The organism is Mycobacterium asiaticum DSM 44297 (assembly GCF_000613245.1).
GTDB lineage: Bacteria > Actinomycetota > Actinomycetes > Mycobacteriales > Mycobacteriaceae > Mycobacterium > Mycobacterium asiaticum.
Genome location: NZ_HG964939.1, coordinates 216,002 through 229,265 on the forward strand (window position 1 = coordinate 216,002; position 13,264 = coordinate 229,265).

Consider the following 13,264-nt stretch of genomic DNA (forward strand, 5'->3'; position numbering starts at 1 on the left):
CATGATTACTCGAGTGCTGGTCGCCAATCGAGGCGAGATCGCCCGACGGGTGTTCGCCACCTGCCGCCGGCTGGGCCTGGGCACCGTCGCCGTCTACACCGACCCGGATGCCGCTGCGCCCCACGTCGCTGAAGCCGACGCGCGGGTGCGGTTGGCGCAGACCAACGACTACCTCAACGCCGAGGCGATCATCAACGCCGCCCGTGCCGCAGGTGCCGACGCAATCCATCCGGGTTACGGCTTCCTCTCGGAGAACGCCGAATTCGCCGCCGCCGTCCAACGGGCAGGTTTGACCTGGATCGGGCCGCCGGTGGATGCGGTGCGCGCGATGGGCTCCAAGATCGAGTCCAAGAAGTTGATGGCCTCGGCCGGGGTGCCGGTGCTCGAGGAACTCGACCCCGAAACCGTCAGCGCGGCGCAGCTGCCGGTGCTGGTCAAGGCATCCGCCGGAGGCGGCGGACGGGGCATGCGAGTCGTGCGGGAGTTGTCCGCATTGTCCGGCGAAGTCGAGGCGGCCCAACGCGAAGCGCAATCGGCGTTCGGCGACCCGACGGTGTTCTGTGAGCGCTACCTGCCCACCGGTCACCACATCGAGGTTCAGGTCATGGCCGACACCCATGGCACGGTCTGGGCTGTCGGGGAACGGGAATGCTCCATTCAGCGCCGTCACCAAAAGGTCATCGAAGAGGCGCCGTCGCCGTTGGTGGAGCGGATTCCCGGAATGCGCGCCAAACTGTTCGAGGCCGCCCGCCTGGCCGCCTCAGCAATCGGCTACACCGGCGCCGGCACGGTCGAGTTTCTCGCCGACGATGACGGCGAATTCTTCTTCCTGGAGATGAACACCCGGTTGCAGGTCGAGCACCCGGTTACCGAAGAAACCGCTGGCCTGGACCTGGTCGAACTGCAGATCGAGGTAGCCAGCGGCGGTCGGCTTAGTGCGGAACCTCCGACGGCACAGGGTCATTCGATCGAAGTGCGGCTCTACGCCGAGGACCCCGCGCACGACTGGCAACCCCAGGCCGGCACGGTGCACCGGATTCACGTGCCCGCGGTGCGCACCGAGTTCCGCACGCTGGAGCACCGGACCGGGATTCGGCTGGATTCCGGAATCATCGACGGCTCGGTGGTGTCGATCTTCTATGACCCGATGCTGGCCAAGGTCATCTCCTACGCACCTACCCGCCGCCAGTCGGCGCTGGTGCTCGCCGACGCGTTGGCCCGCACCCAGGTGCACGGCCTGCGCACCAACCGCGAACTGCTGGTGAACGTGCTACGCCACCCGGCCTTCCTTGACGGCGCTACGGACACAGCGTTTTTCGACACACACGGCCTGACCGAACTCTCGGCATCGCTTGCCGACGCAGCCACGGTGCGGGTCTCTGCGATCGCAGCCGCCCTGGCCGACGCCGCACACAACCGCGCCACCGACCGAATCCTGCGTGGGGTCCCTAGCGGCTGGCGAAACCTGCCGTCGGGATTCCAGACCAAGACCTACCGTGACGACGCGGACACCGAGCAGAACGTCCGATACCGTTTCACCAGAACGGCTCTGGCGTTGCCGGACGATCCGACGGTGCAACTGGTCTCGGCGTCGCCGAACGAAGTGGTGCTTGCCGAGAACGGGGTGGCGTTCAGCTTCGCGGTGGCACGCTTCGGCGACGACGTTTACGTCGACTCGGCGCGGGGACCCGTGCACCTGGTCGCGTTGCCCCGCTTCCCCGAACCGGGCTCGGCCGTCGAGCAGGGATCACTGGTGGCGCCCATGCCCGGCAACGTCATCCGGATCGGCGCCGAGGAGGGCGCTACCGTCACCGCCGGCCAGCCGCTGATCTGGCTGGAGGCGATGAAAATGGAGCACACCATCACCGCGCCCACCGATGGGGTGCTCGCGGAAATCAACGTCAAGACCGGCCAGCAAGTGGAAGTAGGTGCAATCCTCGCGAAAGTGGAAGCGCCTGAAGCAGAAGGAGATCCGTCATGAGCGACACCAGCTTCATCGAGAGCGAGGACCGTCAGGCGCTGCGCAAGGCGGTTGCCGAGTGGGCGTCCAACTACGGCGCCGAGTACTACCTCAAGAAGGCACGCGCCCAGGAACACACCGACGAATTGTGGGCCGAGGCAGGCAAACTCGGTTTTCTGGGGGTGAACCTTCCCGAAGAGTACGGGGGCGGCGGCGCCGGCATGTACGAGCTTTCGCTGGTGATGGAGGAAATGGCGGCCGCGGGTAGCGCGCTGCTGCTGATGGTGGTCTCCCCGGCCATCAACGGCACGATCATCAGCAAGTTCGGCACCGAGGAGCAGAAGAAGCGCTGGATCCCGGGTATCGCCGACGGGACCTTGACGATGGCGTTCGCCATCACCGAGCCGGACGCGGGATCGAACTCGCACAAGATCACCACCACCGCGCGGCGCGACGGCAGCGACTGGCTGCTCAAGGGCCAGAAGGTGTACATCTCCGGCATCGACCAGGCCCAGGCGGTGCTGGTGGTGGCGCGCACCGAGGAAGCCAAGACCGGCAAATTGCGTCCGGCGTTGTTCGTGGTGCCCACCGACGCGCCCGGATTCACCTACACGCCGATCGAGATGGAGTTGATCAGCCCCGAGCGCCAGTTCCAGGTGTTCATGGACGACGTTCGGCTGCCTTCGGACGCGCTGGTGGGCGCCGAGGACGCCGCCATCGCTCAGCTGTTCGCCGGGCTGAATCCCGAGCGGATCATGGGCGCGGCCAGCGCCGTGGGGATGGGCCGGTTCGCGCTCGGCAAGGCCGTCGAATACGTCAAGACACGCCAGGTGTGGGGCACGCCGATCGGCGCGCACCAGGGCTTGTCGCACCCGCTGGCGCAGTGTCACATCGAGGTGCAGTTGGCCAAGTTGATGATGCAGAAGGCTGCGACGCTCTACGACCACGGCGACGACGGGGGCGCGGCCGAGGCCGCGAACATGGCGAAGTACGCGGCGGGTGAGGCTTCGACCCGCGCCGTCGACCAGGCCGTCCAGTCGATGGGCGGCAACGGACTGACCAAGGAGTACGGCGTGGCCGCAATGCTGACCGCGTCGCGGTTGGCGCGGATCGCACCGATCAGTCGTGAGATGGTGCTGAACTTCGTTTCGCAGACGTCGCTGGGTCTGCCCCGAAGCTACTGATGGACACCCTCGTCGATTACTCGGGCCCAACCGAGACCGGTGGCCCGCTCGCCCGTCTGACGCTGAATTCCCCGCACAACCGCAACGCGTTGTCGAGCACCCTGGTGAACCAACTGCACCAGGGTTTGCGGGACGCCGCGGCCGACCCGGCGGTGCGGGTGGTGGTGCTCGGCCACACCGGCGGCACCTTCTGTGCGGGCGCGGACCTGAGCGAGGCGGGCGGGGGTGATCCATACAACGTGGCCGTGGCGCGGGCGCGGGAGATGACCGCGCTGCTGCGCGCCATCGTCGAGTCGCCGCGCCCGGTGATCGGTGCCATCAATGGGCACGTGCGAGCCGGCGGGTTCGGCCTCGTCGGCGCCTGCGACATGGTCGTGGCCGGACCGCGCAGCACGTTTGCCTTGACCGAGGCTCGCATCGGCGTCGCGCCGGCCATCATCTCGCTGACGTTGCTGCCGAAACTGTCGGCGCGCGCGGCGGCACGCTATTACCTCACCGGCGAAACGTTCGGCGCCAGCGAAGCCGCCGAAATCGGATTGGTCACCCTGGCCGCGGAGGACGTGGACGCCGCGGTGGCCGGTTTGGTCGCCGACGTCGGTCGCGGGTCGCCGCAGGGCCTGGCGGCGTCCAAGGCGCTGACCACCGCCGCCGTCCTGGCCGGGTTCGACCGCGACGCGGAGCGGCTCACCGAGGAGTCGGCGAGGTTGTTCGTTTCAAGCGAAGCCCGCGAGGGCATGCTGGCGTTCCTGCAAAAACGGCCCCCGAGCTGGGTTTCCTCTTCATGACGCGCCCGCAGGACTGGCGCCGGGCCCGCGTGAACGTTGCAGTTTAGCCAACACCCCTTGCAGCAAAATCTTGAAGTCGTAAGCTCGCGGGTGAGATGACCAACCCAGCCCAGCGTGACGTAGAAACCGCGCGCGACGACCTCTCACGCGCGGAGGACACTGATCGCATCCAGATTGCGCAGTTGCTGGCGTACGCGGCCGAGCAGGGCCGCCTGCAGCTCAACGAGTACGAAGATCGGCTAACCAAGGCCTACGCCGCGACCACGTACCAGGAGCTCGACCAGCTGCGGGCCGATTTGCCCGGCGCCGCCGTGAGCCCGCGCCGCGGTGGCCAGTGCAATCCGGCGCCGTCCACATTGCTGTTGGCCATCATGAGCGGGTTCGAGCGCCGCGGCCGGTGGAACGTACCGAAGAAACTGACGACGTTCACGCTGTGGGGCAACGGCGTGGTTGATCTGCGCTACGCCGACTTCACCTCGACGCAGGTCGAAATCCACGCGTACTCGATCATGGGCGCGCAAACGATCCTGCTGCCCCCGGAGGTCAACGTCGAGATCGAGGGGCGCGGCGTGATGGGCAACTTTGACCACGCGGTGGTCGGTGAGGGCTCACCGGGCGCGCCCAAGGTCAAGATCCGCGGGTTCTCCCTATGGGGCGGCGTCGGCATCAAGCGCAAGCCGCGCAAGCCGCGCAAGTAATCAACACCGGCCACTCCGAGTGAGTGGCCCGACGTTTCCTGTGGTGCCACACTTCCGCCGAACATTGGCATCGGCGAAAGCGGGTCGCAGTGGCGCGAGAGTTGCGGGCGAACCCCGACATGCTGTCCCACGTCGGTAACCAACTGGCGGACCACGGGCAGTCGCTGCTGGCGGTGCAGCGGCTCTGCCACGACGACGCCGACGGCGCGCAACGCGGTTGGGTCGGCTCGTCGGCCGTGGAGTTGGTGAGATTGCTGGATCGGTGGGCCGCCGCAGGAGCGAGCCACCTCGACCACATCGCCGAATACGCCGGCGGCTTGCGGACCGCCGCCGCCGAGTGCGCCGAGCTTGACCAGCGCAACGCCGCATCGCTGCGATGACGCTGACAATGACGCTTACGGTGACCGATATCGAACATTGGGATCCCGAGGCCGTCAGGGCCGTGTTCGATGCCGCGCTCAGACGCGCACACGGAACCCGGACGGCGTCGGCAACCATCACCGAGCTGATGCGGCTGGTGCCTTTCGGAGGCGATGCGGCCGAGGCGGCACACGCGGCCGGCGCACGCACCACGGGAATGCTGGACGAGCATGCCGACGCGTGCGAGGCGGTCGCGCGGGCGGCCGGACAGTCGGCGGATGAGATCACCGCCATCAAGGAGCGACTAAAGGCCATTCGCGACCTTGCGCGAGAAGCCCACCTGGTGATCGACGAAGCGACCGGCGTTGCGTTGCCGCCGCCCACCCTGTCCGCTTTCTCCCCCGCTGAGCAGCAACGAATCCTCGACGACGCGGTGCGGCTGACCGAACGGCTGCAGCAGTTGCTGTCCGACGCCGAAGTCGCAGACGAGGATCTCGCCGCCGCGATCCGCGCCAGCGACGGCGACCTTCCCGCCTATCGGGTCGACGCACAGCTCAGTCATCAGGCACCGAAGATGGCGGCCCTGCTGCCCGTGCTGCAGGCGGGCGGCACGCCCGACCAGGTCGGCGCGTGGTGGCACGACCTGACCCCGGCCCAACAGGACCGCGCCAAACAATGGGCACCCGAGGCCATCCGCAACCTCGACGGCATCCCGATCGCTGTCCGCAGCCAGCTCAATGCTGCTGTGCTGCAACGCGAAATCGACCGCCTCGACCATGGCTGGATCGGCGCCTACGGCTGGCGCACCGACCCCGACAAGCTGGCGGATCTGCGGGCACTCCAACAGGCGCTGACGACGACCCCGGGCACCAGCCTGATCCTGCTCGATACCACCGCCGATCCCCGAAAAGTGCTGGCGGCGGTTGGGGTTGGAGACGTCGACAATGCCGAACGCGTCGGCGTAACCGTCGGAGGGCTCAACACCCGAGTCAGCGCCAGTGTCGGGGGCATGGTGAAACAAGCCGCCGCACAACGCAACAAAGCCAGTGAACTCCGAGCTGCGGCGGGCCTGCGGAGAGCCGACGCGGTTGCGTCCATTGCGTGGTTGGGTTACGACGCACCCGACAGCTTGCGCGACGTGGTTCACGACTGGCAGGCACGTGCTGCCGCGCAGCCGCTGAACACGTTCTTCAAGGGACTGGCAGCCACCGGCAATGCCGCCGGACAACACATCACCGCATTCGGACACTCCTACGGCTCACTGACCACCAGCCTGGCGCTGCAGGGCGGGGCCCCGGTGAGCGACGTCGTCCTCTACGGATCGCCGGGCGCCGAACTCACCGAGGCGTCACAGCTCGGAGTGGCACCTGGCCACGCCTACTATCTGATCGGAGTCGATGACGTTGTCGCGGAAGTTGTTTCCGAATTCGGCGCGTTCGGTCCCGCACCTCAGGACGTGCCCGGCATGACGGCGCTGTCCAGCCGTGACGGTTATGCGTTCGGAGGACGGTACGGCGATGGCGAGTTTCACGAGCGCGCCTACGGCCATTCGGATTACGCGCGCCTGGGCAGCAACGGAGAGTTGCGGATGAGCGGCTACAACATGGCCGCGGTGCTCGCGGGCCTGCCGCAAGACCTGATCCGGCCCGGCATAGTGGCACCCGATCGGTTGCCGGGCAGACTGGGCGGGTAAGGCCGTCATGCGCTGCCGGGCAGGAGATCCGCGGGCAGCGTCGGGGTCAGGATGTAGCCGGTCGGAAGGTCCCCGTAAACCGTCATGTCGTCCGGTCGCCGGGTGGCGTAGAGCGCGATGTACGCGCACAGCACAGCGTCGATCGGATCCTCCGCCCGGTCCAGATCGACCGGTCGCGCCGCCCGCTCGACGGTCTGGCGCAACCGCAACCACTCCGCGCTGGACGCTACCCGCATGGGCGGTGTCCGGTCGGCGAGGCTCTCGATCAATCCGATTAACCGCAGCATCGCCAGTCTGCGGTCCTCGATGGATCTGCCCTTGCGCCGCTTGTACTTCAGCGTCCGGCCCAGCCGAAACAGTGCCACCGCCGCCGAGTGCGGATAAACTTCAGCGGCTCGGCGACCCGCGGACGACTCCGGATTCACGTCCAGCCCAAGAGATTCGGCGATCCGAGCACCGCGGGGAGTGTCCCGGAACGGCGCGAGTCCCAGATGTGCGGGATAGGCGCCGGCGTCGAACCGCCGGAAATCTCCATTCAGTGCCCGTTCGGCGGCGCGCATTCCTGCCGAGTTGACCACCACCAGCGGTGCGTCGATCCCGACGAAGCACGGGCCCGTCACGAACGGCGACACCGCCGCGAGGATTTCGTCGTCGGTTACCGCGGACGCCACGAATTCCAGCTCACCATCGGCACTGACCACGGCGATGCCCGTGCGGTTGCGCATGCCCCAGGCTAGGTCCAGGCCGACGAAGTACACGGCCCGCGGCCTAACACGAGCAGCCGCACAGGGCCCCGACACGCCGCGCGTGCAGGGACCTTTGCGTCTGCTCGGCGTAGCTAACGGCGACGTCGGGACCGCAGGTAGTCACCCACCACGGCGGCGCCCAGCCCGTCCAGATCGGGGACCACGACGCGGCCCTCGACCCGGCGAGCGATCTTGTCCAGAAATCGCGCCAGGCCGGGGTCGCTGCCCAACCGGAAGATGGTGATCTGCGCACCTAGCCGCGCCATCTCGTCGAAACCCTTGACGGTGAAGGAGATGGTCCTGGGGTGCGGCGGGTAGTCGAAGAATACGGATGTACCGTCACCGTCGAAGTCCTCCAGATGTGCGGTCGGCTCGCCGTCGGTCACCACCAGCACGACCGGTTGCGCGTTGGGGTGCCGACGCAGGTGGCGCCCGGCCAGGGCGAGCGCATGGTGCAGATTGGTTCCCTGCTCGTATACACCCTCGAGCCCGGTCAGCTCGGCCGCCGAGACGGTCCGCGCGTAGCGGCCAAAAGCGATGATCTGCAAGGCATCTGATCGGAACCGGGTGCACACCAGGTGATTGAGGGCCAGCGCCGTGCGCTTCATCGGCAACCACCGGTTTTCCATCACCATGGAAAACGACGTGTCGACGAGCAGCGCGACCGCGGCCTGGGTGCGGGTCTCGGTTTCGGAGACCTCGACGTCGTCGACGGTGATCTTCAAAGACGGCCGTGTCCCGTCGAGTGTGCGCGTCCCGGACTGGCGCAGTACGGCGTTGGTCAGCGTGCGGGAGATGTTCCACGGCTCGGTGTCACCGAACTGCCAGGGCCGGGTCGCACCGGTCAACTCACCGGCCGCACCGGCCCGCCGGTGGTCCCGCTCCCCGTGACGACCGGAAAGCTGTTGTGCCACATCACGCAACGCGGTTTCCCCGAGACGGCGCATGGCCTTCGGTGACAGCCGCCACTGACCGTCCGAACCGCGATCCAGGAAGCCCTGATTGACCAACGCCCGTTCAAGTTCGGCAAGCGTACGGGCGTCGACGGCCGCCTCGTCACCGAGTTGGCGGGCCAGCGCGTCGAGGTCGACATCATCCATGCTGGCGCCGGGGTATGCCTGGGACAACTGGTCGGCCAACTGCTCCAGCTCGCCGATGTCGGCCAGCGCTTGGGCTCCCTCGCCCATTCCCAGCGGGTTATCACCGGAGAAGCGCTGCTCGCCGGTCCAGTCTTCACCGGGACGGGCAGCCTGCAGATGAGCGTCGAGCCTGTTCAGCGCCTGCATCAACGATGGCGACCCAAAAGCCTGCTGCGCCAAGGCATCCAGCTCGTCGCGCTGTTCCTGGCTGAGGCTGTTGCGGAACCGCTGCGCGGCGGCCGCACGCTTGGCCAGCGAGTCCAGCAGCTCCTCGACGTTTTGCGGGTTCTCGGGGAAGAACTCGCCGTGCTTGTCCATGAAGTCCTGGAAATCTTGCTGGGTATCCTCGCCGCGAGAGTGCTTGTCCAACAGATTGTTCAGGTCATCCAGCATGTCGTTGACGCGCTGGCGGTCCTCATCGGTGGCACCTTCGAGCGCCTGCTTCATGCCGGCGAAGCGTTGATCCAGCATCTCGCGGCCGAGCAGATCCTTGATCTGCTCGTACTTCTGACGGGCCTCGTTGCTGCGCCAGTCGTACTCGGACAGCTCCTGGACCGCCTTGGCGGGCGAGGACGGCAGCGCCTCCAGCTGCAGCTCGGAGAAGCGGGCATCGTCATCCAGCGCTCGCGCCAATTCCTTGCGCTCGGCCAGCACGGCCTCGTCGAGCAGCTTCTTGATTTCCTGCAGGGTGCCGTCTAAATTATTGCGCCGCAGCAGGTCTCGCCGCTTCCGGTTGGCCTCGGCGGCCAGGCGGTCGGCACCGCGCATGTTGTCGGTGCCCCGTCGCAGCAGCTCGGACAGCGCCCGGCGCGGCGAGGTGCCGGCCATGACGTCCTGCCCGATCTGTTCGAGGGCCTCACGCAGATCCACCGGCGGAGCCAGCGGGTCGGGCCCGCCGGTATACGCCGAGTATCGCGAAGAGTGCCCTTTATTGGCCATAGACCGTTTGCCCTTCTCCGGATACCTTGTCCACGCGCTTGGCCAGGTACAACGCCTCCAGGGCCAATTCCAATGCCGCGGCCCGTTCGCCTTCGGATTCGGCGCCCAGTTTTGCCGCGATCTTCTCCACCACGGGCAACCCGGGCACCGCGGCCAGTACGTCTTTGGCGGACACCCGTTCGCCCGTCGTCACCGCGGAACCGCTCTCGACCGCGGACACCAGCGTGCCGACGTCGATGCCGCCCAGCACCCGCGAGGCGGTGTCGGCGGTGGCGCGGCGCAGCAGATGCTCCAGCACGGCCTGCTCGCGGCCCTCCTCGCCGGACTCGAATTCCAGCTTGCCGCGCAGCACGTCGATGATGGTGCCCAGGTCGACGACCCGGGCGACCGGGTCGGTCTCGCCCAGGATCGCGCCGCGGTGCCGGGCCGCCGCGGCGACCGTCTCGGCCGCGGCGATCGCGAACCGCGCCGACACCCCGGAGCGCTGGTCGACCGAACTGGACTCGCGCAGGTAGCGGGCGAACCGCGCGATGATCTGCAGCAGGTAGTCGGGTACCTGGGCGCTCAGGTGCGCCTCTTGAGCGATGACGCCGATCTCGGCGCTCAGCTCGAGCGGGTAGTGGGTGCGGATCTCGGCGCCGAACCGGTCCTTGAGCGGCGTGATGATGCGGCCGCGGTTGGTGTAGTCCTCCGGGTTGGCGCTGGCCACGACCAGGACGTCGAGCGGCAACCGCAACGTGTAGCCGCGCACCTGGATGTCGCGCTCCTCCATCACGTTGAGCATCGAGACCTGGATGCGCTCGGCCAGGTCGGGCAGTTCGTTGACGGCGACGATGCCCCGGTGGGCCCGCGGGATCAGCCCGTACGCGATGGTTTCCGGGTCGCCAAGGCTGCGCCCCTCGGCGACCTTGATGGGGTCGATGTCCCCGACCAGGTCGGCGACGCTGGTGTCGGGGGTGGCCAGCTTTTCGGTGTACCGCTCGCTGCGGTGCTTCCAGGTGATCGGCAGGTCATCTTGCAGCTGGGCGGCGCGGCGGATCCATTCCGGCGTGATCGGCGTATACGGGTGCTCGCCGAGCTCGGAGCCGTCGATGACCGGCGTCCACTCGTCGAGCAGACCGGTGAGGGCGCGCAACAGCCGCGTCTTGCCTTGACCACGTTCGCCCAGCAACACGAAGTCGTGGCCGGCGATCAGGGCACGCTCGAGCTGCGGGATGACGGTGTCATCAAAACCTAGAATCCCGGGCCACACCTCGTCGCCCTCGGCCAGCGCGGTCAGAAGGTTCTCACGGATTTCCTGCTTGACCCCCCGCTCACGGTGACCGGAGGCACGCAGCTCGCCGACGGTACGGGGCAGATTGCTCGGTGAAGTCACCACTCCACGCTACGACGCCGTCTTTCGTTGCGCCGACGAGAGTGACTTTCCCGACGCTCCTCGCGGCGTGTCGGTCGTGGATTTCACTCTCGGCTGAGCCGTCAGGGCCGGGCGGTGCCGGTCACGGGCCGGGCGGGTGCCGGTCAGTGGGCGAAGTGGCGTGCCCCGGTGAGGTACAACGTTATCCCCGCCTTGGTGGCCGCGGCCGTCACCTCGTCGTCGCGTACCGAACCGCCGGGGTGCACGATCGCCTTGACCCCGGCTGCGGTCAGGGTCTCCAGCCCGTCCGGGAACGGGAAGAACGCGTCGGAGGCGCCTACCGCGCCGCGCACGCGCTCGCCACCTCTCTCGACGGCGAGCCGGGCCGCGTCGACCCGGTTGACCTGCCCCATGCCGACGCCGATGGTGGCGCCGCCGGAGACGATGACGATCGCATTGGACTTGACCGCGCGGCATGCGCGCCAGGCGAAGACAAGATCGGTCAGGGTGGCCGGGTCGGCGGGATCACCGGTGGCCAGGGTCCAGTTGTTCGGGTTATCGCCCTGCGCGTCGAGCTGGTCGCGCTGCTGGATGAGCAGTCCGCCGCTGATCGGCCGCAACTCGTGCCCGCCCACGAGAGGTTCGGAGGCCACCAGCACCCGGATGTTCTTCTTGCGGGTCAGTAGCTCGACGGCGCCGGGCTCGTACGCCGGCGCGACGATCACCTCGGTGAAAATCGTGCTGACGTACTCGGCCATTTCGACGCTGACTTCGGTGTTGGCAGCGATCACGCCGCCGAAGGCGCTGAGCGGGTCGCATTCGTGGGCTTTGCGGTGTGCGTCGGCTACCGAGACGTCGGAGATCGCGATGCCACACGGGTTGGCGTGCTTGATGATCGCGACGCAGGTCTGCTCGTGGTCGAAGGCGGCGCGCCAGGCCGCGTCCGCATCGGTGAAGTTGTTGTAGGACATCTCTTTTCCGTGCAGCTGCTCGGCCTGCGCCAGACCCGGCCAGGCGGCGGGATCGGCGTAGAGCGCGGCCTGCTGGTGCGGGTTCTCGCCGTAGCGCAGGGTCGCCTGGCGGCGCCAGTTGCGGGCGAAGAAATGCGGAAACTGCTGCGGCGGGTCGTCGGGCGCCAGGGTCTCCTGCATCCAGGCGGCGACGGCGATGTCGTATTCGGCGGTGTGCGCAAAGGCCAGCGACGCCAGCTTTTTGCGCTCGGCGAGGGTAAATCCGCCGGTACGCACCGCGGCCAGCACCCCGTCATAGCCGCGCGGGTCGACCACCACGGCGACGCTCGGGTGATTCTTGGCGGCAGCGCGCACCATGGAGGGCCCGCCGATGTCGATCTGCTCGACGCACTCGTCGACGCCGGCGCCGGATTCGACGGTTTGGCTGAACGGGTAGAGGTTGACGACGACGAGTTCGAAGGCCTTGACGCCGAGCTCTTCCAGGGCTGCCTCATGCGCGGGCTTGCGAAGGTCGGCCAACAGCCCGGCGTGCACCTTGGGGTGCAGGGTCTTGACGCGGCCGTCGAGCACCTCGGGAAAGCCGGTCAGCTCCTCGACCCGGGTCACCGGAATCGCTTTGTCGGCAATGGTCTTCGCCGTCGAGCCGGTCGAGACGATCTCGACACCGGCCGCTGCGAGCCCCTGCGCCAGCTCGACCAGCCCAGTCTTGTCGTACACGCTGATCAATGCGCGGCGGATCGGCTTCTTATCGATGCTCATGCTGTGTCCATCCCCACGGTCGCCTTTCGCTCGATCACCGTCACTCCGCCGGTTGCGATGGCGGCCACCACTTTCACCAGCAGTTGCCGTTCCACAACCTTGATGCGTTCATGCAAAGAGTCTTCGTCGTCGCCGTCGAGCACTTCGACGGGTTGCTGGGCCAGTATCGGACCGGTGTCGACACCGGCATCCACCAGGTGCACCGTACAGCCGGTGACTTTCACCCCGTACGCCAGCGCGTCGCGCACGCCGTGCGCACCGGGGAAGGCCGGCAACAGCGCCGGATGCGTGTTGACGGTGCGTCCGATGAAGCGTGAAAGAAATTGCGGGCCAAGGATTCTCATGAATCCCGCGGACACCACCAGATCGGGCTTGTGTGCGGCGGTGGCGGCGGTGATGGCGGCGTCCCAGGCGTCCCGGGTGGGATGGTCGCCGACGCTGACTTTGTAGGCCGGGATGCCTGCCCGCGCGGCGATCTCGGTGGCGCGGCAGTCGCGATCCACGCCGACGGCCACCACCCGCGCCGGGTAGTCGCCGACGGCCGCCGCAAGCAGGGAGTTCAGCAGTGAACCGGTCCCGGACGCCAGGACCACCAGTCGCGCCGGTGCACTTGGGGGTACCCGGAGCGGTTCCTGCACACGCGGAAGCCTAATGGTGCAGCGGCGCCGGCCGCGCG

11 protein-coding genes are annotated in these 13,264 nt (G+C 67.6%); 6 read left to right on the top strand and 5 right to left on the bottom strand.

The genetic code is table 11. The features are described from left to right. Position 1: 1 nt before the first annotated feature. From BN972_RS24980 to BN972_RS28985, 6 genes are all read left to right on the top strand, one after another. Positions 2–1,981 carry an ATP-binding protein gene (locus BN972_RS24980; RefSeq protein ID WP_036364359.1) on the top strand — a complete coding sequence of 660 codons (1,980 nt, stop codon included), beginning with the start codon at positions 2–4 and terminating at the stop codon, positions 1,979–1,981. Beyond that, positions 1,978–3,144, top strand: a complete 1,167-nt coding sequence (locus BN972_RS24985; RefSeq protein ID WP_036364360.1) for an acyl-CoA dehydrogenase family protein — start codon at positions 1,978–1,980, stop codon at positions 3,142–3,144. The genes BN972_RS24980 and BN972_RS24985 overlap by 4 nt, the downstream gene beginning before the upstream one ends. Beyond that, complete coding sequence (locus BN972_RS24990; protein WP_036364362.1) at positions 3,144–3,929, top strand: enoyl-CoA hydratase family protein; 786 nt, start codon at positions 3,144–3,146, stop codon at positions 3,927–3,929. The genes BN972_RS24985 and BN972_RS24990 overlap by 1 nt, the downstream gene beginning before the upstream one ends. A gap of 95 nt (positions 3,930–4,024) precedes the next feature. Beyond that, complete coding sequence (locus tag BN972_RS24995; protein ID WP_036364364.1) at positions 4,025–4,627, top strand: DUF1707 SHOCT-like domain-containing protein; 603 nt, start codon at positions 4,025–4,027, stop codon at positions 4,625–4,627. Positions 4,628–4,716: 89 nt separating this feature from the next. Further along, positions 4,717–5,007: a hypothetical protein gene (locus tag BN972_RS25000; RefSeq protein ID WP_051545801.1), complete on the top strand. Its 291-nt coding sequence runs from the start codon at positions 4,717–4,719 to the stop codon at positions 5,005–5,007. 8 nt (positions 5,008–5,015) lie between these two features. Beyond that, a complete protein-coding gene (locus BN972_RS28985) occupies positions 5,016–6,680 on the top strand; it encodes an alpha/beta hydrolase (protein WP_099051234.1) in 1,665 nt (554 codons plus the stop codon). Between the two features lie 5 nt (positions 6,681–6,685). Here the strand turns inward: BN972_RS28985 and BN972_RS25010 are convergent, their stop codons facing one another. The 5 genes from BN972_RS25010 to purN all read right to left on the bottom strand — a co-directional run bounded on the left by BN972_RS25010 (position 6,686) and on the right by purN (position 13,226). Beyond that, the gene (locus BN972_RS25010; protein WP_036364366.1) at positions 6,686–7,438 is read right to left on the bottom strand and encodes a DUF429 domain-containing protein; all 753 of its coding nucleotides are present in this window, start codon (positions 7,436–7,438) and stop codon (positions 6,686–6,688) included. An 80-nt stretch (positions 7,439–7,518) separates the two neighbouring features. Then, complete coding sequence (locus BN972_RS25015; RefSeq protein ID WP_036364369.1) at positions 7,519–9,504, bottom strand: vWA domain-containing protein; 1,986 nt, start codon at positions 9,502–9,504, stop codon at positions 7,519–7,521. Further along, a complete protein-coding gene (locus tag BN972_RS25020) occupies positions 9,494–10,882 on the bottom strand; it encodes an ATP-binding protein (RefSeq protein ID WP_036364372.1) in 1,389 nt (462 codons plus the stop codon). The genes BN972_RS25015 and BN972_RS25020 overlap by 11 nt, the downstream gene beginning before the upstream one ends. A gap of 140 nt (positions 10,883–11,022) precedes the next feature. Then, positions 11,023–12,588: a bifunctional phosphoribosylaminoimidazolecarboxamide formyltransferase/IMP cyclohydrolase gene (gene purH, locus BN972_RS25025; protein WP_036364374.1), complete on the bottom strand. Its 1,566-nt coding sequence runs from the start codon at positions 12,586–12,588 to the stop codon at positions 11,023–11,025. Then, the gene (purN, locus tag BN972_RS25030) at positions 12,585–13,226 is read right to left on the bottom strand and encodes a phosphoribosylglycinamide formyltransferase (protein WP_036364376.1); all 642 of its coding nucleotides are present in this window, start codon (positions 13,224–13,226) and stop codon (positions 12,585–12,587) included. Before purN ends, purH begins: the two co-directional genes overlap by 4 nt. Positions 13,227–13,264: the final 38 nt, after the last annotated feature.